This window comes from Paenibacillus polymyxa M1, assembly GCF_000237325.1.
GTDB classification, from domain to species: Bacteria; Bacillota; Bacilli; order Paenibacillales; family Paenibacillaceae; genus Paenibacillus; species Paenibacillus polymyxa_C.
Window position 1 is genome coordinate 3,605,660 of record NC_017542.1, and the last position, 22,624, is coordinate 3,628,283.

Below are 22,624 nucleotides of genomic sequence, written 5' to 3' on the forward strand. Positions count from 1 at the left end.
AATTGTACTAATAACTTTAGTGTTAACACTCTACATAAGCATTTGCGGATCAACATCCAAACTAATCAGCAACTTTTGTGCCTGTGCAGATTCGGCCATTTCATCAGCCACTTGCTGAGCCAAACCAATCGCGTCGATATTTCCACGCCATTTTATCATACATTGAAATCGGTATCTATTCTTGATTCTCGAAATGGGTGAAGCTACTGGCCCCAAGATGTCCAGCACATCCGATGTAAGCCGGTCCATATTCCCGAACCAGCCCCGTTGTCTGGCTCGTCCTTGTAGTGTCGCTGAATAATTTTCAGCCAGTCGGACCAGCACCGGGAGCTGTTCATGAGAAAAGGTCACTAAGATTAGTCGGCAGTATGGCGGGTAGTGCAGATTGCGACGATGTTTCAACTCTTCTCTCACAAACGATGCATAATCATGACGACTTGCGTGAACCACCGAATAATGCTCTGGAGTGTAGGATTGTACGAATACTTCCCCCGGCAATTGATGCCTTCCAGCACGCCCGGCTACTTGTGTTAACAGCTGAAATGTCTTTTCCGCAGCCCGAAAATCCGGTAAATTAAGAGCGGAATCCGCAGTAATGACACCTACCAGCGTTACATCGGGAAAGTCCAGCCCTTTGGCTACCATTTGAGTACCCAGCAGTACGTCTGCTTTTTTATCACGAAATTGCTTGAGCAGCTTTTCATGAGCGTTTTTTTCAGTTGTGGTATCGACATCCATTCGGACAACACGTATGCCGGGGAATAGCTTAGCCAACTCTTCTTCCACTCGCTGCGTACCTGTACCGAAGTAACGAATATGCTCACTACCGCACTCCGGGCAAGTCTGAGGTACAGGCTCGGAATAGCCGCAATAATGACAACGTAAATTGTTCGACCGCTGATGATAGGTAAGCGAAATATCACAATCCGGACATCCTGCCACATAGCCGCAGCTCCGGCACATGACGAACGTGGAGTGACCACGCCGATTCAACAGCAATACCGTCTGCTCCTTACGCTCTAATCGCTCTGCGATTCCATTATGCAACGCACGGCTGAACATGGAGCGGTTGCCGGCCCGTAGCTCCTCACGCATGTCCATGATATGGACTTCGGGTAACGTGTTCCCTAATGCGCGGGTCGGCATTTCCAGCAGCAACGGCGCGAATTCGTCGTTGCTTTGGGAGCGGGCAGCATAATAGCTTTCCAATGATGGTGTAGCTGAACCGAGAATAACGACAGCCCCGTGCTGGTGTGCTCTGCGAATGGCTACATCACGCGCATGGTATTTGGGCGTCTCTTCCTGCTTATAGGATGTTTCGTGCTCCTCATCCATAATAATGAGCCCTAGCTCACGAAAAGGGGCAAATACCGCCGAGCGAGCGCCGATTGCGACTTTCACACGGCCTTCGCGTATTTTGCGCCACTCATCGTACCGTTCTCCCCCCGACAACCTACTGTGCATCACTGCGACCTGGTCGCCAAAACGACCTTTGAAACGTTCGACCATTTGTGGGGTTAATGATATTTCAGGTACGAGCACAATGGCCTGGCGATTCTGCTCGATACAGCGCTGAATAGTCTGCAGATAGATTTCCGTCTTACCGCTCCCTGTAACTCCATGCAGCAAATAAGCTCCTTGCTCACGTATGTCCAGCTGACGAACAATCCGTTCATACACTGACTGCTGCTCTGCCGTAAGCGGAAGAGGATCTGTAGGCTTGAAGTGTCTGCCCCGATAGGGATCGCGAAAGACTTCAACGTCTTCCTGTAACACATAGCCCTTATCTTCCAATGCCTTAACCGTGGCAGCCGAAACACCTAGCGAGGTCATTACTTCCTTCAGCGGCAGAGGCAGAAACTCGCTACGTTCCAGCAAGAAAGCAAGTACCTCCCGCTGACGCTGCGCCTTGGCAGAAAATTGCTCCAGTGCCATGGATGCCTCATCTATGCTGATAGCCAAATCAACAGCTTTCATCGTCTTTTTGCCAAGCTTGTCTTTAATAACCTGACTTTCTTGAAGCACTCCGCGGCGCAACAGCGATTTAATAACCTCCGCCTCCTCGGGGAAGCGTCTACTGAGTTGCTGCAACGGGACTTGCTCCTTATTCTGAATGAAGCTGACAATCTGACGCTCCGCCGGATCACTCATACCGTCGTCAGTCAGAAGGGCCCATTCGATCTCATCCTCCTGATTAGACAGCATAGACCGCTGTGGATTCGTAGACTCATGCTGTTCGGCAATTGAGATATAACGTTCCGCCTTGCCCTTAAGCGCGGTAGGAATCATCACTTGCAGTGCCATAATCTGATTACAAGCATAACGTTCGCTCATCCATTTGCCCAATTCAACCAAATCGGGAGATAAGGGCGGTACCAGATCTAGCAACTCCTGAATCGCCCTCATCCTGTATTTCGGCGGCTCCTCAGCTGGAACTACTGAGATAACAAAAGCCTGCACCGTCCGTTTGCCAAAAGGCACAGCTACCCGACTACCTGGCTCAATCCAAGGTTTCATGGAATCCGGTATCAGATAATCGAAGGTACGATCTGTATCTTTGGCAGGTACATCGACAATAACCTTGGCAACTAAATTGCCTGTTTCCATTAATGCAACACCCCACCCATGCGTCCCGCGGCTAGAGTAAGCAATTTACGCGCAACTTCTTCCTTTGACTGTACAGGGATCTGCTCTACCATCCCGCTTCGGTCATATATTTGAACAGCATTCGTATCAACACCAAAACCAGCACCATCTGTAGTTACATCGTTTGCCGCAAGCAAATCACAATTTTTACGTTCTAATTTATCTATTGCATACGTCTCCAAATTTCCCGTTTCTGCTGCAAAGCCAATTAAAAATTGATGTTTCTTGCTGCGTCCGAGTGATTCCAAAATATCGACGTTCTTCACTAACTCTAATGTAAATACACTATCTTTTTTCTTGATCTTAGTCTGTGCTACCTCACGTGGTCGATAATCTGCCACAGCAGCAGCCATAACGACCATGTCACTCGTTTCCCATTGTTTTAGCACAGCCTGGTACATATCTTCAGCTGACTGGACTCTTTCAAGCGAAATACCTGAAGGCGGCTCCGCGCTGGTATTGGCAGCAATCAAATGTACCTCCGCCCCCATCTCCTGAGCCACTTTCGCAATGGCAAAGCCCATTTTACCAGATGAATCATTCGTAATGTAACGGACAGGATCAATTCGCTCAATCGTGCCTCCAGCCGTGACAATGACTTTTTTTCCTGAAAGCGCTAGTTCATTCTTATTTACAAGTGGCTCAGTTACTTGATTCTCTGTAGATTCTTCTCCAAACCACCGTGATTCAGATTTGATTGCGGCTTCAGGTTCCAGAGCCTGCTGATCAAAAAAGCGCTCAATCGTTTGCACAATAGTTTCTGGCTCTTCCAAACGTCCTTTGCCAACGTAACCGCAAGCCAGTAATCCTTCCCCAGGCTCAATCATCTTCACACCACGTGATACCAGTGTCTCCATATTTTGCATGACTGCCGGATGAGTGTACATATGTACGTTCATCGCAGGGGCCACCATAATAGGTGCTGTCGTAGCCAGTAACGTTGTCGATAACATATCATCAGCAAGACCATGCGCCATTTTTCCGATGATATTCGCTGTTGCAGGAGCAACTAGCACCAAATCAGCCGCATCTGCCAGATGAATATGAGATACGATGGACGGCTCTCTTTCATCAAATGTATCACTGTACACCGGATTGCGAGAGAGTGACTGCAGTGTAAGTTCGGTAATAAACTCCTTGGCAGAAGCCGTCATAATCACATGAACATCGGCTCCCTTTTGCGTCAACTTACTGCAGAGCGCAGCCCCTTTATAAGCAGCAATTCCACCGGTTATACCAAGAATAATAACTTTCCCCTTCAACATCGTTAACTCCCCCTGACCGAAAAAAATAACAACCTTGCGGTTGTCAAAGGAATTGGCATTGCGCCTGGTTATAATGATTGTCTATAATTCTTATTCTTCTTCGCCGCTTTCAAGCAAAAGATGATCTGCATAGATCTCTTCCAGAGCTACTCCAACCTGTTTGTGAGATTTAGGACTCTTCAAGCTCGTCTTCTCGCCCTCACGCAACTGTCTAGCACGGCGTGATGCCGCTACAACCAGCGAATATTTACTATCTACCTTTTTCATCATTTCATCAATGGAAGGATACAGCACGAATAGACACCTCTTCATGTAGTTTTAAGCTGTATAAGCTGAACTCCAGTGTACACCTTCAAGCTCAGCTTATACAGTATTATTTCTCTTTTGGTACGCTTGGCATATGTAAAGCCTCGATTAAGGTCGAACCTTACAATGTTCGGCGATAATAATGGATTCTATTCGTTTACAAGCGAAATCAATCTCATCATTGACAACCGCATAATCATAGTGACGTAACAAGTTCATCTCGTTCACAGCTACCGACATACGGTGATCAATGGTTGCTTGAGTTTCTGTGCCACGTCCCCGAATTCTATCCTTCAATTCATCCAGTGAAGGCGGAAGCAAGAAAATGAATATGCCTTCCGGGAATTTTTCTTTAACCTTTAGCGCGCCCTGAACTTCAATTTCCAGAAAGATATCTTTACCCTGCGCAAGCGTCTGGTCTACAAAATCACGTGGAGTGCCATAGTAGTTACCTACATACTCTGCGTACTCCAGCAATTCATCTCGTTCAATCATGCCTAAAAATTCTTCACGCGTTTTGAAAAAATAGGTCACTCCATCCTGCTCGCCCGAACGAGGTGTTCGAGTTGTAGCAGAAACGGAATACGTTATCTCAGGTAGCTTTTCGCGCAATGCATTGCCTACCGTCCCTTTGCCGACCCCCGAAGGTCCAGATATTACAAATAATAATCCCTTAGCCATAGTACACTCCATTTTTATTCGTCATTGTCATCATCTTTAGTGGATAGGCGATGAGCGACCGTCTCCGGCTGCACCGCAGACAGGATTACATGATCACTGTCTGTAATAATAACAGCCCGTGTCCGGCGGCCATAGGTAGCATCAATTAACATATGACGGTCCCTGGCTTCCTGTATAATCCGCTTGATCGGAGCAGACTCCGGACTGACGATGGAGATTATTCGGTTGGCCGACACGATATTGCCAAAGCCAATATTGATCAATTTGATTGCCATATTCAGGTCTTTCCCCCTATACATGTGACTATTGCAGCCGTGCCGCTACCAGGTAGCTACTCAATATTTGCAGCCTGCTCACGAATTTTTTCAAGCTCTGCTTTCATCTCAACGACCAAATTAACTAATGTGAGATGATTAGCCTTAGAGCCGATCGTGTTGACTTCCCTGTTCATTTCCTGGATTAAAAAATCTAATTTGCGACCGGCCGGCTCGTCCGACAGCAGCAACCTTTTGCACTGTCCAAAATGACTTTGAAGCCGGGTAAGCTCCTCATCAATATTGCTGCGATCCGCGAATAACGCAATCTCCATTCCGAACTTATGTTCATCAAGCGTAAATGAACCGTCCTGAAGCTCTTTAAGCCTGTGCTTCAGCCTGTTACGGTAGTCGCTCACAACATGAGGAGCCAACACCGTCATTTCATGATGAAAGGATTCCAGACGTAAGATACGGGATTCCACATCTTGTGCCAAATGCCCGCCTTCTCGCCTTCTCATCTCCAGCAATCCTTGCAAAGCTTCGTTCAAAGCTCGCTGTAAATGCTCTTCCCAGTCCTCTTCGTCTCCATTGCAAGCCTCTCCAGGCTCACCCAGAACATCAGGCAAAGCAAGGATATCACTTATACCTAACGTTCCTTTCACGCCATAACGATCCGCCAGCTGCTCCGCTGCACGCAGGTAAGCCTGCACGACAGTGTCATTCAACCGTGCGGCGGGTATCTGTTCTTCATCACGTTCCCTGTGGATGAAAACATCGATACGACCGCGTTTAATCTGCTGTTGAACCGTTCTTCTCAAGCCATCTTCATATTGAGTCCATTCACGTGGAATTCTCATCATCACTTCGCAATAGCGGTGATTGACCGATTTCAATTCCAAGCGCACTTTATACCCCTTATGATGAAGGATGGCTTGACCGTATCCGGTCATACTCAATGACATCGGCATCACATCCATTATACTATTGTAATTGATTATTATAGTCGAAACAAGGGGGCCTGTGCTCGGCCTGATTTTTGCCACACATATGAAGTCAGCTCAGCTGTCATTTCATAGAACATGAAAGGAGTCATGAAATAGATCCCATTAAAATGTTCCATGGCCGTATCAAGCAGCTCCTTGGCAATAGACACGCCCATAGCTCGTCCTTCCGGGCCTTCCAGCCCCGACATGCGTGCACGCACCTCATCGGATAGCTGAATGCCTGGGACTTCATTGTGCAAGTATTCTGCATTGCGGCCACTAGCCAGCGGCATAATACCGATAAAAATCGGTATCTCCAAATGCCGTGTCTGTTCTGCGATGGCTTTAATCAGCTCGGGATCGTAAACAGGCTGGGTCATAATATAATCGGCCCCGGAGGCAATTTTCTTTTCCAACCGCTGTACGGCTTTACCCAAATGCTTAACATTTGGATTAAAAGCAGCTCCCACCACAAAATTAGCTTTCTGCTTGAGTGGCTTACCGGAAAATGCGACACCATCATTTAGTTGCTTGATCATGCGTATGATTTCAAAAGATGTCATATCATACACCGAACTGGCGCCTGGTAAATCACCGAACCGCGCTGGATCTCCAGTAACCGCCAGTACATGGTCAATACCCAGTGCGTCAAAACCCATCATGTGGGATTGCGTACCAATCAGATTACGGTCACGACATGCGATATGAATTAATGGACGCAAGCCTGTTTCAATACTAACCAGATGCCCAAGCGCCATATTGCTCATACGAGTGACTGCAAGCGAATTGTCAGCAAGTGTAAGTGCATCGGCTCCGGCTTTCTTCAAGGCATGTGCACCTTGCATAAACCGGGTAATGTCGAGATCTCGCGGAGGGTCCAGCTCTACAATAACCGTATGCCGTTCCTTAACCAGATCCACAATGTTGGGTTCGCTGGTATGTCTGCCATTTCCTCGTCCCCCTTCATCTGCTGTCTGCTCCACCACATGAATGACTTCCGTCGAAAAGGTTTCTTTTGGAGCCAACGGGGGCGGTTGCAAATTGTTTAAAGCTTTGGAAATAGCAGCAATATGGTCTGGTGTCGTTCCGCAGCAACCACCAATCAGCCTCGTACCGAGATCTACAAAGGACGTAGCACATTCTCCGAAATATTCAGGTGATGCACCGTATACATAGTGACCGTCCACATAATCTGCCAATCCCGCATTCGGATATACAGACAGTGGTACAGACAAGGGACCGTCCAGTTGCTCCATTACACTCATAATTCCCTGTGGACCGGAGTGACAGTTAAACCCGAGGATATCAGCTCCTTCACTACGCAGTGTTGAAAAGGCTTGTGCCATTAAAAACCCATCTTGGGTACGACCAATTTGGTCAACCGCAAATTGACAAATTACCGGAATGTCACTGTATTTACGTACACTGTGAAGCGCAATGCGCATTTCGTCCAGTGAATAAAACGTTTCGCATAAAATGCCGTCAACCCCTTCGGACAGAAGAGCATCAATCTGCTGTTCGTAGTTTCTTGACAGCTCTAGCTTGGATATGTTGAGACGTTTGCCTCCGCATATGGAACCGACCGCACCTACTACATAATGTTCGGGTCCAGCCGCAGCCCTGGCAATCCTCACACCAGCACGATTGATTTCTTCTACCTTAGATTCCAATCCAAAGCGGGCTAATTTATAATCATTTGCAGAGAATGTATTCGTCTCCAGCAATCGTGCTCCTGCATTTAAATACTGACCATGCACGTCTGATATGACGCCAGGCGAAGTAATGTTCAGCTCTTCGTAAGACGTATTTACTGGAAATCCTAGCTGGGACAAAAAAGTCCCCATAGCGCCGTCTCCGACAATAATTTCACGATTCAGCACAGTACGCAAATCCGGTTTCATGTCCTCTGCTCCACCCCGCTCTTTATTTTCATACTAATGTAACATAAAGAGACTACAAACATAAGCCAAAAACAAAAAAAGCCGCCTCACGTCCCGATAATATGATATCAGGAGTGAAGCAACTTGATGGATCATTTTCTATTTCCCACTACATTTTCATTGCATTTCCCCATCAGAAGAATGGAGAGAAAACTCGTAAAAAGTCCCTTTTTTATTTACTTTAGCCACAATAGAATCCGTCCCCTTTTGCTGCTTGGAGAACGTATATTGATTTCCTTGAACTTTCACTTTATAGCCAGACACATTGATATTAAACAACAGCTGAACCTTAGGCTTGACCAGCTTCAATGCTTCGGCGGCAGTATATTTGGGACTTGCAAAAGATTTTTTGAAATCTGCGTCATCATTCCAGTCCATCCCAGAGGTGGACACAGCCAGTACTTTGCCGGTTACCGCACCAATTTTGACTTCATTCGTCTCGCTTGCATCCTCGAACGACCAATAAGAAAGCCCCTTTTTCTCATCCTTGTACCGTGAGACATGCTGCACTGTGATTCGCTGTCCACTCACTCGCTTAAACGTGTTCATTGCACGGTTCAGTAACACAGGATCCACCTGCTTCAGCGCATAGTCCGCATTGACGGTAATAGCATTACCTTGATCCACATCAACATACAATGAGGAAGCTTTTTCTCCTGCCCCCCAGAATACCCAGTAATTTGAAGGCTTGTTGGACTGATAAGGGGATTTGACTCGCCAGAATGCTTCAAATTGCAAGGGGCGCTTGCTGTCAAACACTTTGGCGCTGTTTAATACTTTTGTCTTGAGTGGCGCGTTCATCGCCTTTCCCAAACTACTTATTTTATATCGTATGGTTGTAGAATCTACTCTATTTTTCTCTTTATTATATTCTGTCTGTAACGTAGCTGTTCCATCTTCCAATTCACCTTCGACAATCCAGGTTTTCCCCATATCCGTTACATCGTCAAATTGAAATGCAGTTTTTGAACCGATAAGTTCTTGTACTGCTTTTTCTAAACGGCTTACGACTGTCGGAGTTAGCGAGCCAACCTGCTTGTCCGTCGTTTCTGTGGCAGCAGAAATAGTCGCCGCTTGAACCGGAAGCGCGGTGGCTATAAGAATGAGGATTGCAACTGCTGATACCCAACGAAATTTCCGCACTATGAACGGCCTCCTTATCGTTTTCTCATTTTCTATATTATACATCGTTCAGACGTCAAAAAAAGACAGAATATCGCTCTGTTCACCATAATCCTAGTAAACAGCGGCATAAAAAGGCAAAAAAAGAAGACCTGCTAAGGTCTTCTTCACCCTCACTTCTATATACGACCTTCGAACACAATCTCAGCCGGCCCTGTCATATAAATGTGATTATCATCCTCGCTCCATTCGATATCCAGATCGCCGCCCTTTAGGCTTACCATGGCGCGGCGGTCGCTGTATCCATTTAGTACAGAAGCAACAAGCGTAGCACAGGCTCCGGTTCCACAGGCTAGCGTAGGTCCAGCTCCCCTCTCCCATACCCTCATATCTATATGCTTCCGACTTCGTACCGTGGCGAACTCAACATTTGTTTTTTTAGGGAACAATGGATGACACTCCAGCTTCGGTCCCCAGGCCTCCAGATCAAAGCTAGGCGCATCCTCAACATAAATGACACAGTGCGGATTTCCCATAGATACAGCCGTAAAGCGAAAACCACTTCCTCCAGCTTCAATAGGCTCATCAATTACGTTAGTCAGATCGAGTGTAGTTGGAATTTTCAACCCTTCCAGAATTGGCTCCCCCATATCTACCTTCACCATTCGTACAGCTCCGTTTTCAACAGTCAGTTCAACCTGCTGCACACCTGCACCCAGCGTCTCGATCGTAATCTGTTCACGGTTGATATGCTTACGGTCATACACATATTTGGCAGCACAACGAATAGCGTTACCGCATTGCTCGGCCTCCGAGCCGTCCGAGTTAATGATACGCATGCGAAAATCTGCTTTGTCAGACGGCAATATATATACCAATCCATCGGCGCCAATACCAAAATGTCGATCACATAGCCGAACAGCTAATTCCGAGGCGTCAGACGGCAATTCCTGATGCCCGTACCAAACGATAAAATCATTACCCAGACCATTCATTTTAGTGAATTCCATAGCTTCCCCCCGCCGTTGCTGCTGATCTCATGCTCCTCTTGAAGCTTTGATCCCATAATATCATACAGGGCAAAAGCGGGAAAGCGATGCGATACGCATGACTCAAATTCTAGGCTGAAAACTTTGTACGTCCCGCTGAAAAGTGTGTATTTCCGCCGTGCCGACGGTTACGTCGACCGCCCCATACACTTCCCGCTCCCATCAGGAACGTTGGAATTCCAGCTGCGACAATAGATAGTGCCCATTCACGTAAACCAAGGGGTACCGTTTTGAAAATAGGCTGCAGCACAGGCACATACATTACAACCAGCATCAGTACAATGGAGGACAGTACGGCAAGCACGAGATAACTATTTTGAAACGGATTACGGTGGAAAACGGAACGGGAGCTGCGGCAATCAAATACATGAATTAACTGCGCCAGCACTAACGTAGCAAATGCAACCGACTGTGCTTTGATCAATTGCCCTGCATCATTCGGAGCAATCCGTAATGTCAGCCAAAAGGCCGCAAGTGTACATAAGCCGATCAACAGACCGCGACTAATGATTTTCCAGCCCAGTCGACGAGCAAAAATATTTTCCTTTGCACCACGAGGCTTATGCTCCATAAGATCCTTTTCCGGCTGATCCACACCCAGAGCCATCGCCGGCAAACCGTCAGTCACCAGATTTACCCATAAAATCTGAATGGGCAGCAAAGGTAGCGGCAGCCCAGCCATCATGGCAAAGAACATCGTCAAAATTTCACCAACATTAGAGGCGAGTAAATAACGGATGAATTTACGGATATTCTCGTAAATATTTCGGCCTTCCTCAATTGCCGCTACAATCGTTGAGAAATTATCGTCACTCAGTACAAGTGCAGCCGCTTCTTTAGTCACGTCTGTTCCTGTAATGCCCATGGCAATACCGATATCCGATGCCTTGATCGCTGGTGCGTCATTGACGCCATCTCCGGTCATAGCTACGACATGTCCGCGTCTTTGCAGCGACTTGACGATTCTCAGCTTGTGTTCCGGCGACACCCGCGCATACACGGAGACGGTATCCACAACGTTATCCAACGCCGCATCATCCATGAGAGACAGTTGCTGTCCCGTCAACACATGTGAGCCGCGTTGGAGAATACCCAGCTGCTGTGCAATGGCCTCCGCAGTTGTGCCATGATCACCCGTAATCATCACGGTGCGAATGCCAGCACGACGGCACTTGCCGATGGCCTCGCGAACCTCGCGGCGTGGCGGATCAATCATGCCGGTCAGGCCGATAAAAACCAGCTGTTCTTCAGCCTCCTCAGCCGTAGAGACACGTTCATGCGAGCGGATGTCACGGTAAGCGACACCAAGTACACGCAGCGCCTCTGATGCCATACCTTCGTTGGCTGCCAATACCTTTTGGCGCAGCGTACCCGTTAGCGGAACGACATTCCCTTCCCATAAAATGTAAGAGCACTGACCCAGTAGCACGTCCGGCGCTCCTTTGGCAAATACAATATGTCCTCCCTGGTGGCGTACGAGTACCGACATCCGCTTCCGATCCGAGTCAAAAGGGAATTCTCGCTCCCGTGTATACAGTTCATATAGGCCTTGTCGCGTGACTCCGCCTTTTGCAGCTAACGTGACCAGCGCTCCTTCTGTCGGATCACCTTTCAGCTCCCACACAGCGGAAGGCGTTGGCTCTTTGGTTTTCTTTTTCGAACGCAGCTCATCTATGTCAGCTTGAACAATTTCCGCATTGTTACAAAGTACACTGGCTTGCAGCAATCTACGCAAGGATTGTCCGTTTTTTAGGTCGGCCGGAAGATCCCTGTCCATAATATGACCGTGTGGATCATAACCTTCCCCGGTAACTCCCCAGAAACGACCATCCAGCCAAAGCTTGGTGACTGTCATTTTATTTTGGGTCAGTGTGCCCGTTTTGTCAGAGCAAATGACAGACGCACAGCCGAGCGTTTCAACGGAAGGCAGCTTGCGCACAATGGCCTTGCGTTTGATCATACGCTGTACACCCAAAGCGAGGGCAATGGTTACAATTGCGGGCAATCCTTCTGGTATAGCTGCCACAGCCAAGCTCACGCCGGCCAAAAACATGTTCATAGCTGGCTGACCATGCAAAATGCCCGCTACGACTACGAGCACGGTTAGCGCTAACGCCACGATAATCAAGATTTTTCCCAATTGCTCCAGTCTGTGCTGCAACGGTGTCTCTTGCGACTCCGTATTTTCGATCAAGTCTGCGATCTTCCCCATTTCGGTAGTCATGCCTGTGCGAATGACCACGCCTTGTGCGGTGCCTCTGGTCATCATGGTACCCATAAAACCAATGTTCTTTTGGTCCCCAAGAGGTACTTCGGCGGCATGAATAGGGCGGCAATGCTTACTCACCGGAACCGATTCACCTGTCAGGGCAGACTCCTCGACATCACAGCCGTTTGTACTCAACCACCTTACATCTGCAGGGATACGATCACCACTTTCCAGCAGCACGATATCTCCCACAACCAGCTCTCTGGCCTGAACATGTATTCGTTTACCGCCTCGCAGCACTTTGGCGGTTGGAGCAGAAAGCTGTCTTAAAGCTCGCAATGAACGTTCAGCTCTGAATTCCTGCACAAAGCCGAGAATTCCATTTAGCACAACGATAGCAATAATGGTAATCGCGTCCAAATACTCACCGAGTAGGCCAGATATCAGGGTCGCTCCCATCAATACAAGCATCATAAAATCCTTGAACTGGTTGAGCAGCAGCAAAACTGCCGAAACACGCTTGCCCTCGCTCAGTTCATTCCATCCCGTCCTTTCTCTTCGTTCCGCAATCTGCTCCTCCGAAAGACCCTGCTTCGGGTCGACTTCCAGACTTGTTGAAAGCTGTTCATTGCTTAATTGGTGCCAGTGTGCTTGTTCCATTCTCCCCAATTCCCTCCCGGTCAGATAGTCCGTTTCCGTCGGTTGTGCGTAGGATGGCTGCCCGTTATTATATTTTTGTGCCACGATTGCTGATATGCTGGACAGACTTTCTTGATTCAATCTATTCGGACAGGACTCGAAATATCACAAAGCCGCTTAAGTTTTGTCCCAAAGTTATGTATCATAGAAGGAAGGCGAAAATACATTTGCTTCAAAGGAGAACATACATTATGGCATTGGACGGAATCGTAACCCGCGCTATCGTACACGAACTGCAAGCCATCCGGGGCGGGCGCATTAATAAAATACATCAGCCAAACGAACGCGATATCGTGCTGAACCTGCGGGTACAAGGTGGGAGTGTAAAACTGTTGCTGTCGGCTAATCCGACATTTCCGCGTGTACATTTTACAGAACAAAGCTTTCTCAATCCGACAGAAGCTCCCATGTTTTGTATGCTTCTTCGCAAACATTGCGAAGGAGGCATTATTGAGAACATCACGCAGGTGGGCATGGAGCGCATAATTCATATGGATATACGTCAGCGTGATGAACTGGGGGATATTTCATTTAAGCGCATTATTATTGAAGTAATGGGTAGACATAGCAACATTATTTTGCTTGACCCGGAAACAGGTGTGATGCTGGATGGCATTCATCATGTCACACCCTCTATCAGCAGCTATCGGGTCGTTATGCCAGGCTTTCAATACACAGAGCCTCCTGAACAAAACAAGCTAGATCCACTAGAAGTCGAAGAAGCAGCCTTCTTTTCCTCGTATCAAGCAGCCATTGAGGCGGAAGAAGCTCCCAAACGCTGGATCGTGAACACTTTTACCGGACTTAGTCCCCTCATTGCTGAAGAGATACTAATCCGAGCATCTAATGAAGAAGCTTCTGGTGACAAGGATCGTCGACTGTGGAGGGCATTCAGTGACATCATGGATGACGTGCGGAATCATCATTTTCAGCCGGTATCTGGACTGAACGCACAAGATAAAGTAATATTTTCAGCCATCCCACTGACGTTGATCCAAGGAGAACGTAAGGAATACACTACCATCAGTGAGTGTATGGAGGACTTTTTCGGCGAAAAAGCAGAAAGGGACACGGTTAAGCAAAAGGTTAGCGACCTACTGCGGTTTCTGCAAAACGAGCGGAGCAAAAACCTAAAAAAACTCGATCATCTCCATCAAGATTTGGCCGAAGCAGAAGATGCCGATCAATTTCGGATTTACGGAGAGCTGCTGTTCGCTTCACTGCATGAGGTAAAAAAGGGTGACAAGGAAGTAACACTCACTAACTTTTATGACGAGGAACAGAGTGCGATCACCATTCCATTGGACCCGCTGCTCAACCCTTCAGATAATGCACAGCGTTATTTTAAAAAGTACAACAAATATAAAAACAGCCTGGCTGTTATTGACGAGCAACTAGAGAAGACTCACGATGAAATTCGTTATATGGACAATCTTCTTCAGCAGCTAGCCCATGCTTCTATCAACGACATTGAGGAAATACGTGAAGAACTGGTTCAGCAGGGCTATCTTAGAGATCGGGTTAAAAAAGGAAAGAAAAAGAAGAAAAATGACCGTCCGACCTTGCACGTATATACATCATCCGAAGGCATCGAGCTACTGGTTGGCAAAAATAACTTGCAGAATGAATATGTGACCAACCGACTGGCCGGACCCAATGACACGTGGTTGCATACAAAGGATATTCCAGGGTCACACGTCGTTATTCGTGCCGAGAAATTCGGAGACGCAACGTTGGAGGAAGCAGCTCAACTGGCTGCCTATTTCAGCCAAGCCAAGCAGTCCAGCAGCGTACCTGTAGACGCCACCTTGATTCGACATGTACGCAAACCCAGCGGAGCAAAGCCCGGCTTTGTCATCTACGATCATCAGCGTACGCTCTTTATCACACCTGATGAGGAACTGGTCAAAAAGCTGCCGAACCGCATCAAAAACGGCTAGAGGTTCCACTAGCATATGGAATCCACATAAAAAGCCCTTTGTCCTTTGCACGGTATACTTCTGTGTTCCATGCGGTAGGCAAGGGGCTTTTTCATTTACTTTTGTCCAACAGCAACCTTTCTCAACTCCTCGACGACCTGACCGTCCACACTACGGCTACCCAGATCGCCGTGGAAAATCACACCTTGGCGTGCACCGTGAAAATCCGAGCCGCCCGTTGCGATAAGCCCATAATGCAGCGCCATTGCAGTATATCGTCTCTCGGCCTCAGCATCATGATCCGAATGGCGCACCTCCAACCCTACAGGCTTCGCTGCCTCTATAATGGAGCACACCAGTTCGTCATTTCCATACAAGCCAGGGTGGGCCACTACAGGCACTCCTCCTGCTTCACGAATCCAGCTTATAGCCTCCGCAGGCTCTACACGGGGTACAGACACGTATCCGGGCGCACCTTCTGCCAAGTAACGATCAAACGCATCCCGCATGTCCTTCGCGTAACCTTTTTGAACCAGGGTATCTGCCATATGCGGACGTCCAATACTTTCATCCGGCGCTAGTGGTCTGCCCATTGTAGCCACCACCTCATCTAGCGTGATTTCCACGCCCAAGCTACGCAATTGACTCAAAATCAAATCATTACGGGTATCCCGCGCCTGTCTCAGCTTTTCCAACCGTTCCAAAAACATTTTATTACGGTAATCCATAAAATAACCTAATATATGAATATCTTTGCCACCAGCACGTGTACTGATTTCCACACCCGGCACCACGGTCATCCCAATGCGTCTTCCCTCCTCCAAGGCTTCCTCCAAACCGGCCACCGTATCATGATCTGTAATAGCCACACCGGCCAGCCCTTTTTCCTTCGCCCAGCGCACATTATCAGCAGGTGATTGCATACCGTCAGATGCTTGGGTGTGTGTATGTAGATCATATCGTTGCAAATTATTCTGTTCCTTCATGTAGATTCTCCTCCTCTTCATCTCTAAAGCTTGTCCTACGAGTCCTCGAATACGTCCATTCCCTGATCATGACGACGCAAGTAAGACAGAAAAGTTACTACCGGGATCGGCAACAACGCTGATTTCAAATGAATTGCATAAAATTCTCGTTTGAAGGTAATATCTGAAATATTTACAATTTTCAATAACCCGAGCGCAACCTCATGTTTGACTGAAGAAGGTGACAGCATAGTAATCCCCAGTCCTGCCTCTACCGCTGATTTGACCGCTCCAGTGCTGCCCATCTCCATTACAATATCAAGTCGAGAGGCATCCGCACCACGATTTTTCAGCCCGTCTTCTATGACTTGGCGTGTACCAGAACCTTTTTCTCTGGCTACAAAGGGATGCTTGAATACATCTTCTAAAACTACTTTTTTGGCCTTGGCCAGCACATGCCCCGAAGGAACAATCAGCTTCAGTTCGTCCTGCATCACAGATTCTACCACAATATCCGGGTGTTGAACCGGGGCCTCAATCAGCCCTAAATTCAACTGGTGCTTTAGTATATCATCCATAATTTGAGTCGTATTCATCACATTCATTGCCATACGTATGTGAGGGTACTCCTGACCAAACGGTCCCAACATTCTTGGCACAATGTATTCACCAATCGTTAGGCTGGCACCAATATGCAATCTTCCCTCCAGCATGTGAGTAAAAGCAGACATCGCCTCGTCAGCTTCCCTAATCAGTTGCATACTTCTTTTTGCAAAAGGCAGTAATGTCGCTCCTGCCTCCGAAAGCTCAATTTTTTTAGTCGATCGGCGCAACAGCTTCGTACCAAAATAATCTTCCAAAGACTGAATTTGCATCGTCACCGCAGGTTGCGTCATATGCAGCGCTTGCGCCGCCGCCGAGAAGCTTCCGCGCTCCGCTACGGTATAAAAAATGTGCAGCTGATGAAAGTTCATACTGACCAGCCCTCTCCCCTCTGATCTTCTTATTTTAACATAAGAAAAACGTCTGGCGAACAATTACCGAGTAAACTTACCGAAATGGGGAGTTATATGCTTGCAAAATAAAAAAGCATGCAGCTGATAACTGCATACTTCTACTCAAACTCGACGGTGTCAATGAGCACGCTTTCTAATGGAACCGTCCGTCAAATCACCGTCTATTTTTGCTTGCGAGTGCTTTTCATCAGTGTCATGCGCCGTGAATGGCGTAGCCATGAATAGTAGGACTTCAAGTCCCTTAATTCGATAGTCTCTGACATCCGACCCAAAAAGGTAATAATAATCATCTTATGAAGCGGATTCCCCGCAATGTCCATCTCACCTGGCAACTCACCAAATTCGGCGACAACGACCAGATCACCATCAATTAAATATACATCCTCTTCATTATGATAGTAGGACTCCATCCTGTTTTGCTTCAGGCACTCCCAAAGCCAGGCGGCGATATGATTCGTCTCGGACTGTTTCTGCTCTACCCGATCTAAATAACGTGTTTTCGCATGATTTGTAATCACGATATCGGCGACTTTCTTATCGCCCATCTCCACGTAGAACGGTTCGTATGTACTCCATCGCTGCATTGCCTTGTCACGCACGGGATCACTCTCCCCACCAGATAGGTCTTTATATCTACCAATATATTCATATGTTACCTCAACAGACCCGGGACTACAAGTTACAAAATTGAAGTTTATGGGTGTTTTTTAAAGATTTTTTAGGTCTAACAGCATTAAGATTAGTATGCAAAAGTCCTGGCTTCACAGAAAAAGCCAGCCCGTAGGCTGACCTTTTTCAAGAAATTTGAATGTATAGACAATCAAAGCTTATATTTCATATTCTTTCATCTTTTCCTTATCGTCGTTGTACTCCGTCCTAATCTCATTTCGGAAAGAGCGCTCAACCTTACGTACATAGGAAAGTCTGCGAATATTTTTAACGGTGTCCTCTGCCCGATCCGCATTCATATATATAACTACATAATGCATACGCTTTGAAATATAGTGGACATTTCCGTATTTCTCCAGATTGCGGGCAGCCTTGATATCGCTTACCCAAATGATGTACCCTGTCCGCTCGGCAAACATTCGCTTCATCTCCCCTCCGTATCATTCCTATGGCCTATCCGCAGGAGCATTTCCCTCCGCTGCCGCATCCGCCCTTTTTCACATTTGGGTCGTTGCTCGGCACCTTAATGGTCTCGGACACGGAATATGCAATCGTTTCAGACATGGCATGAAGCATATCATCCAACGCCTTTTCGGCCCGCTTGAACTCCTTAACAGCCTCAAATTGTTCCAGCTCCAGTTCAACGGCCTGCACTGCGTCCTTCGCTTCATGATAGTTGGGATGAAAATGCCCAAAACGCTCCGTTTCAGCGAAAAGCTCCTTTTTGGCATCCAGCTTGCGGACACACGCCTGAATAGACGGGTTCAATTCCACACGCTGCTTCCAATATAAATAATCCGATACCTCAAAGGACCGGTTGACCATATCGCCCAATTCATAGGCGTTAATAAGCACTTCTGCCATATTGACCGTGTTCAATTCGGCTACGCTCATGAATGTCATCTCACTTTATATAAAGTTCTACCCAATAAAAGTAGACTCATTTATCATACCACATCCTTCTTTTGAGAAGAAGGAGTTTCATGTACTTCCTGACACGACTATGTAAAAGGAACCAACAGCCTCATATCGGACCAATCACTTGGCTGCAAGGTCGCACGAGAAGGCGTTTCCTCATCCATTCCTGAGGCGTACCAGCCTGTGACACTCCAGGGATCGCCGGAAACCACCGATTCCGGTATCCATTTAACCTCTTTCCCACTGATTCGCAATCCCACCGCCGCCTGCCAACGGATTGCTTGCTCCATCAACTGCCTGGAAGTGGACGTATGGTAACTCCTCCATTCTTTTGTCCATGAAGAGGGTACTGTAGATCTTTCTGGAAAATAGTCAGACGGGTCAGGCAGGGTATGCTCTTGTTCATAAAAATGCAACGTGCGCCCTGTGTAAACCAGACCAGCCCTTCCCTCTTGTGAAAATAGGGAACGGCCTGCATCTAGGTTCTCTATCTCCGTCAAAAGTGGATAATGGTGAGCTGGCTCATCCGCATTTTTCGGCTCAAGACGCGGACTTAATCCAATTGCAGCAAGCGCTTTTCGTATTTTTTCAGCAGAGTGTACCGGGATCATAAAATCTTTGTCGCCGAGTCGCTCCAGTAATCCTTCAAGTGCAGGATGACGCGCAACCATGTCCGCATCCTCCTGAGTACCGCATCGCAAAAGTGTTACCGTCACAAAAGCCGTTCGTCCGACATTGCCTGCCCACTGCTCTACTGCCAGCCGTACATGTTCTGGCACCCCTGTCCGACTGTACTTGTCCAAAAGAGCAGGAATCTCCTTGGCCTCCATGCCCAGCTCGATTGCCTCTGTAATACTCTCTCTGGTAATCCGATACACTACCATCCGGTCTCCTGTCACACGTTCACAGCAGCATTCCAATCGCCAGCGCACATCATATGCGACATCTGGCGGCACCAGTATTTCAAAATCAGGCTGCACATAAAAGGCACCTTGTTCTTGATGTGTATCCTCGTCATTATAGGGACGAAGCAGATCTGTCACAGAGACATTCCAGCGAAAACAGATTTCGCCTGATGTAGTCTGACCCCAATCCCCCATTCCAAAAGCCGTCAGGGCCTTCAACCAACCCATTATATCTTCCATAAAAGATCCATTGAAATTAAAATCAGATACCGTCTCGTCCTCAAGCCCTTTGAGATTTGCGATTGTAGGAACAATATCTATAAAGGCACTGTTCGTAGAATCATCTCCACTTAAACTATTCTGCGGTATTAATCCTACCTGAAGCATCCATTGCAGCAGATACTGAATAGATATCCATTCATCTGTTCCTCCATACTGCGAGACGGCACACAGCATATAGCGAAAATGCTGCATAGGCGCTTCAGCCTTGCCGTACCTCTCCATGAGGGTGTCAAAAATATGCTTGCGCATTTGCCCAGCAGACAAACGAATCCATGTCGCCAGTTCCGCCTCCTGAATGCGAAAAGACACTGTTTCTTTCACTAACAGCCCCAAACTGAGTAGTAAATCGATCATTACCACCGTTTGTACTGGATATAGCTCGGCATGCGCATAATGCAACCCAAGTCCCTCCAGGTCCTCCGGACGAAAGGGGGTCAGTTCATTCAATTTTTGCAATGACCGTTTATGTATGGTTCCTTTGGCCGTCAAAGGAACTCCCTGTATCGCAATACGTGACAACACATGCAGTAACTCTGACTCCAGTCCTGTCATTGCTTCATGTACCGTTATCGGATGATCTGTATGTATCCCGTTCATTGGAGTTTGCTCTAACAACATATCGTACAGAGCGGGTAGCCGATCAACCGGAATATATAAAATCCGTTCGCCCCACGATTTGGTGACTGCCTCCAGCCACCCCCGAGAGCGAAGCCCATGCAGTGCCAGTTTTGTTTCGACTCCGCTTAAGGCACCTTGGGTAAGCTGCATAGGCTCCTCTTCCTTCATAGGCTGTGCCGCATACCGGACAAAGCATCGTCTAAGCACCAGCAGCTCATCCGCTAAAAGCTCATTCCAGTTGCCTTGCGTACTCGTTACGTCCATCCTTGGTTAGGCCTCCTTTTTCTTTCCGCCATCTTCAATCTCATCCTCCTGGCTTCTGCCAGCCATCGTCCCATCAAACCTACGAATCGCATATTCATAGCCCTGTTCAATCAGAAACAGCTGACGACGTGCTGCAAAATCCATCTCTTTACTGTTCTCCGTCACTAATGCATAAAAATAAGCTTTATTGTCGCCTGGCTTTGGTCGTAAAATGCGGCCAAGTCGCTGCGCCTCTTCCTGACGGGAGCCAAAGCTACCCGATACCTCTATCGCTACTGCTGCATCCGGCAAATCGACTGCAAAGTTTGCTACCTTGGATACTAATAAGGTTTGAATATTACCCTTGCGAAACGCATCGAACCAACGCACCCGCTCGCTCTGAGTCATGGAACCCGTAATCAGTGGGACGTCCAGCTCCTGAGCCAATTTACGTAACTGGTCTAAATATTGACCAATAATAAGTGTTGGTATCCCCTTGTGTTTCTCCACCAGACTGCGTACTGCCTCCAGCTTAGCCGGATTTTCGGCTGCAATTCGGTATTGCTGTCTGCCTTCAGCACGCATACTTTGCTCCAAAAGGTCAGCGGTCATGGGCAAACGCAGTTCTACACAATCGACCTGAGCAATCCAGCCCTGTCGCTCCAGTTCCTTCCACGGCATATCGTACCGTTTGGGTCCAATTAAAGAGAACACATCCCGCTCACACCCGTCCTCTCGAACTAACGTAGCTGTTAATCCCAAACGACGGGTAGCCTGAATATCGGCCGTGGCTCGAAATACTGGCGCAGGCAGCAAATGTACCTCATCATATATAATGAGTCCCCACTTCCGCTCACTCAGCAGTTTCATATGTTCAAACTCTCCGTCTTTGTTGCGCCGATGCGTCAAAATCTGGTAGGTTGCCACCGTTATCGGTCGCACCTCCTTTTTCTGACCACTGTATTCCCCAATAGAATCGACAGGAATATTTGTCTTTTGCTTCAGTTCCTCGATCCATTGCCGCACAGAAATCGTATTAGAAGTTAAAATAAGCACCTCGCACTGAAGTCGATTCATCACTGCCATACCGATCACTGTTTTTCCGGCTCCGCATGGGAGCACTAGTACACCACTCCCCCCTAAGCCGTCTGTGCCTTCAAATGCATCAGCAGCTTTCACCTGGTAATCACGAAGCTGCAACTCCGTTTGTCCCTTCCCCAAGGTAAAACGAAGCAGATTCCCCTCAAGATAACCTGCCGTATCCACAACGGGATATCCCAAGCGAGTTAATTCCTGCTTGAGCAAGCCACGATTTTCGGGCGGTACGGATGCGCTTGTCTCATTGGTGCGAAGCAAACCAAGCTGTTTTAGCTCTTTCTTGTTCAATAGCTCATCCAGTAAAGTTGGAGTCTCTACTGCCAAGATCAAGTGATCACCTATTGTGTATGTGTTGGCTTTCCTCGCCTTTGTATCTCTGTCTGACTCTTGCTCATCACGATGCGCGTCAATCGTATCTGTGCCGTAAGTTTGTTCTTCTTTTGCACTCGCCCGTGACAGCGTCAACGTCCCATAACGAGAAACAAGCTGTTCAATATCCTTCAACAAATCACGCGGAATATCCCAACGGGACATAGAGTGCAAACTATTTTGAATGTCCTCAGCACTCCACCCGAGAGCGGCTGCGTTCCAGAGCGACAATGGAGTGATGTGATATGTATGAAAAGCGGACGGACTTTTTACCAGCTCCGCATAAATCTGCAACTGTGAACGAGCCCATTCCGAATCAGGCAAACCCATTTCCAGCAAAACGGTAAAATCACGTTGTACAATACAAGGATGATCTGGATTCATGACTACCTCCTGGCACTCAAAAGTTCTATAATAATAGCTTATCCGTTTATTCGCAGATCAACCGGAATAGCAAGGAGTCCA

At 47.5% G+C, this 22,624-nt stretch carries 18 protein-coding genes; 1 reads left to right on the plus strand and 17 read right to left on the minus strand.

All coding sequences use genetic code 11. The features are described from left to right. Positions 1 to 30 precede the first annotated feature (30 nt). From priA to PPM_RS16340, 10 genes are all read right to left on the minus strand, one after another. Positions 31 to 2,607, minus strand: coding sequence for a primosomal protein N' (priA, locus tag PPM_RS16295; protein WP_013371848.1), 2,577 nt, complete (start codon positions 2,605 to 2,607; stop codon positions 31 to 33). After that, positions 2,607 to 3,911 carry a bifunctional phosphopantothenoylcysteine decarboxylase/phosphopantothenate--cysteine ligase CoaBC gene (gene coaBC, locus PPM_RS16300; RefSeq protein ID WP_013371849.1) on the minus strand — a complete coding sequence of 435 codons (1,305 nt, stop codon included), beginning with the start codon at positions 3,909 to 3,911 and terminating at the stop codon, positions 2,607 to 2,609. The genes priA and coaBC overlap by 1 nt, the downstream gene beginning before the upstream one ends. 90 nt (positions 3,912 to 4,001) lie before the next feature. After that, on the minus strand, positions 4,002 to 4,205 hold the full coding sequence (rpoZ, locus tag PPM_RS16305) for a DNA-directed RNA polymerase subunit omega (RefSeq protein ID WP_013371850.1): 204 nt from the start codon (positions 4,203 to 4,205) through the stop codon (positions 4,002 to 4,004). A gap of 120 nt (positions 4,206 to 4,325) precedes the next feature. After that, the gene (gmk, locus tag PPM_RS16310) at positions 4,326 to 4,898 is read right to left on the minus strand and encodes a guanylate kinase (RefSeq protein WP_014600033.1); all 573 of its coding nucleotides are present in this window, start codon (positions 4,896 to 4,898) and stop codon (positions 4,326 to 4,328) included. A 14-nt stretch (positions 4,899 to 4,912) separates the two neighbouring features. Further along, entirely contained in the window at positions 4,913 to 5,173 is a 261-nt protein-coding gene (gene remA / locus PPM_RS16315) for an extracellular matrix/biofilm regulator RemA (RefSeq protein ID WP_005548256.1), read from the minus strand. Positions 5,174 to 5,229: 56 nt separating this feature from the next. After that, the gene (locus PPM_RS16320; protein ID WP_013371852.1) at positions 5,230 to 6,117 is read right to left on the minus strand and encodes a YicC/YloC family endoribonuclease; all 888 of its coding nucleotides are present in this window, start codon (positions 6,115 to 6,117) and stop codon (positions 5,230 to 5,232) included. Between the two features lie 35 nt (positions 6,118 to 6,152). After that, positions 6,153 to 8,039 carry a bifunctional homocysteine S-methyltransferase/methylenetetrahydrofolate reductase gene (locus tag PPM_RS16325; protein ID WP_013371853.1) on the minus strand — a complete coding sequence of 629 codons (1,887 nt, stop codon included), beginning with the start codon at positions 8,037 to 8,039 and terminating at the stop codon, positions 6,153 to 6,155. A gap of 156 nt (positions 8,040 to 8,195) precedes the next feature. Then, complete coding sequence (locus PPM_RS16330) at positions 8,196 to 9,221, minus strand: hypothetical protein (RefSeq protein WP_013371854.1); 1,026 nt, start codon at positions 9,219 to 9,221, stop codon at positions 8,196 to 8,198. A gap of 158 nt (positions 9,222 to 9,379) precedes the next feature. Continuing rightward, positions 9,380 to 10,210 carry a diaminopimelate epimerase gene (gene dapF / locus PPM_RS16335; protein ID WP_013371855.1) on the minus strand — a complete coding sequence of 277 codons (831 nt, stop codon included), beginning with the start codon at positions 10,208 to 10,210 and terminating at the stop codon, positions 9,380 to 9,382. A gap of 109 nt (positions 10,211 to 10,319) precedes the next feature. Continuing rightward, positions 10,320 to 13,118 carry a calcium-translocating P-type ATPase, SERCA-type gene (locus tag PPM_RS16340; protein ID WP_014600034.1) on the minus strand — a complete coding sequence of 933 codons (2,799 nt, stop codon included), beginning with the start codon at positions 13,116 to 13,118 and terminating at the stop codon, positions 10,320 to 10,322. A 230-nt stretch (positions 13,119 to 13,348) separates the two neighbouring features. On the opposite strand from PPM_RS16340, the gene PPM_RS16345 reads away from it, so the two are divergent. Beyond that, on the plus strand, positions 13,349 to 15,097 hold the full coding sequence (locus PPM_RS16345) for an Rqc2 family fibronectin-binding protein (protein ID WP_013371857.1): 1,749 nt from the start codon (positions 13,349 to 13,351) through the stop codon (positions 15,095 to 15,097). A gap of 95 nt (positions 15,098 to 15,192) precedes the next feature. On the opposite strand, the gene PPM_RS16350 is transcribed toward PPM_RS16345, so the two are convergent. From PPM_RS16350 to PPM_RS16380, 7 genes are all read right to left on the minus strand, one after another. Then, positions 15,193 to 16,062 (minus strand): PHP domain-containing protein, encoded by an 870-nt coding sequence (locus PPM_RS16350; RefSeq protein WP_013371858.1) that lies wholly within the window; start codon positions 16,060 to 16,062, stop codon positions 15,193 to 15,195. Positions 16,063 to 16,097: 35 nt separating this feature from the next. Then, complete coding sequence (locus tag PPM_RS16355; RefSeq protein ID WP_013371859.1) at positions 16,098 to 17,015, minus strand: selenium metabolism-associated LysR family transcriptional regulator; 918 nt, start codon at positions 17,013 to 17,015, stop codon at positions 16,098 to 16,100. Positions 17,016 to 17,218: 203 nt separating this feature from the next. Beyond that, the gene (locus tag PPM_RS16360) at positions 17,219 to 17,656 is read right to left on the minus strand and encodes a hypothetical protein (RefSeq protein WP_013371860.1); all 438 of its coding nucleotides are present in this window, start codon (positions 17,654 to 17,656) and stop codon (positions 17,219 to 17,221) included. Between the two features lie 228 nt (positions 17,657 to 17,884). Beyond that, positions 17,885 to 18,145 (minus strand): YlbG family protein, encoded by a 261-nt coding sequence (locus PPM_RS16365; protein ID WP_017427798.1) that lies wholly within the window; start codon positions 18,143 to 18,145, stop codon positions 17,885 to 17,887. A gap of 34 nt (positions 18,146 to 18,179) precedes the next feature. After that, positions 18,180 to 18,620 carry a YlbF family regulator gene (locus PPM_RS16370; RefSeq protein WP_013371862.1) on the minus strand — a complete coding sequence of 147 codons (441 nt, stop codon included), beginning with the start codon at positions 18,618 to 18,620 and terminating at the stop codon, positions 18,180 to 18,182. Positions 18,621 to 18,727: 107 nt separating this feature from the next. After that, the gene (locus PPM_RS16375; RefSeq protein ID WP_013371863.1) at positions 18,728 to 20,713 is read right to left on the minus strand and encodes a helicase-associated domain-containing protein; all 1,986 of its coding nucleotides are present in this window, start codon (positions 20,711 to 20,713) and stop codon (positions 18,728 to 18,730) included. A gap of 6 nt (positions 20,714 to 20,719) precedes the next feature. Then, positions 20,720 to 22,543 (minus strand): DNA repair helicase XPB, encoded by a 1,824-nt coding sequence (locus PPM_RS16380; protein ID WP_013371864.1) that lies wholly within the window; start codon positions 22,541 to 22,543, stop codon positions 20,720 to 20,722. Positions 22,544 to 22,624 lie beyond the last annotated feature (81 nt).

Excerpts from the sequence above, each read along its gene's own strand:
- PPM_RS16355 (WP_013371859.1), bottom strand. The coding sequence starts at position 17,015 with ATGAACTTTCATCAGCTGCACATTTTTTATACCGTAGCGGAGCGCGGA.
- PPM_RS16320 (WP_013371852.1), bottom strand. The coding sequence starts at position 6,117 with ATGTCATTGAGTATGACCGGATACGGTCAAGCCATCCTTCATCATAAG.
- PPM_RS16380 (WP_013371864.1), bottom strand. The coding sequence starts at position 22,543 with ATGAATCCAGATCATCCTTGTATTGTACAACGTGATTTTACCGTTTTG.
- PPM_RS16370 (WP_013371862.1), bottom strand. The coding sequence starts at position 18,620 with ATGAGCGTAGCCGAATTGAACACGGTCAATATGGCAGAAGTGCTTATT.
- coaBC (WP_013371849.1), bottom strand. The coding sequence starts at position 3,911 with ATGTTGAAGGGGAAAGTTATTATTCTTGGTATAACCGGTGGAATTGCT.
- PPM_RS16375 (WP_013371863.1), bottom strand. The coding sequence starts at position 20,713 with ATGGACGTAACGAGTACGCAAGGCAACTGGAATGAGCTTTTAGCGGAT.
- dapF (WP_013371855.1), bottom strand. The coding sequence starts at position 10,210 with ATGGAATTCACTAAAATGAATGGTCTGGGTAATGATTTTATCGTTTGG.
- remA (WP_005548256.1), bottom strand. The coding sequence starts at position 5,173 with ATGGCAATCAAATTGATCAATATTGGCTTTGGCAATATCGTGTCGGCC.
- PPM_RS16365 (WP_017427798.1), bottom strand. The coding sequence starts at position 18,145 with ATGTTTGCCGAGCGGACAGGGTACATCATTTGGGTAAGCGATATCAAG.
- PPM_RS16340 (WP_014600034.1), bottom strand. The coding sequence starts at position 13,118 with ATGGAACAAGCACACTGGCACCAATTAAGCAATGAACAGCTTTCAACA.
- priA (WP_013371848.1), bottom strand. The coding sequence starts at position 2,607 with ATGGAAACAGGCAATTTAGTTGCCAAGGTTATTGTCGATGTACCTGCC.
- gmk (WP_014600033.1), bottom strand. The coding sequence starts at position 4,898 with ATGGCTAAGGGATTATTATTTGTAATATCTGGACCTTCGGGGGTCGGC.
- PPM_RS16345 (WP_013371857.1), top strand. The coding sequence starts at position 13,349 with ATGGCATTGGACGGAATCGTAACCCGCGCTATCGTACACGAACTGCAA.
- PPM_RS16350 (WP_013371858.1), bottom strand. The coding sequence starts at position 16,062 with ATGAAGGAACAGAATAATTTGCAACGATATGATCTACATACACACACC.
- PPM_RS16325 (WP_013371853.1), bottom strand. The coding sequence starts at position 8,039 with ATGAAACCGGATTTGCGTACTGTGCTGAATCGTGAAATTATTGTCGGA.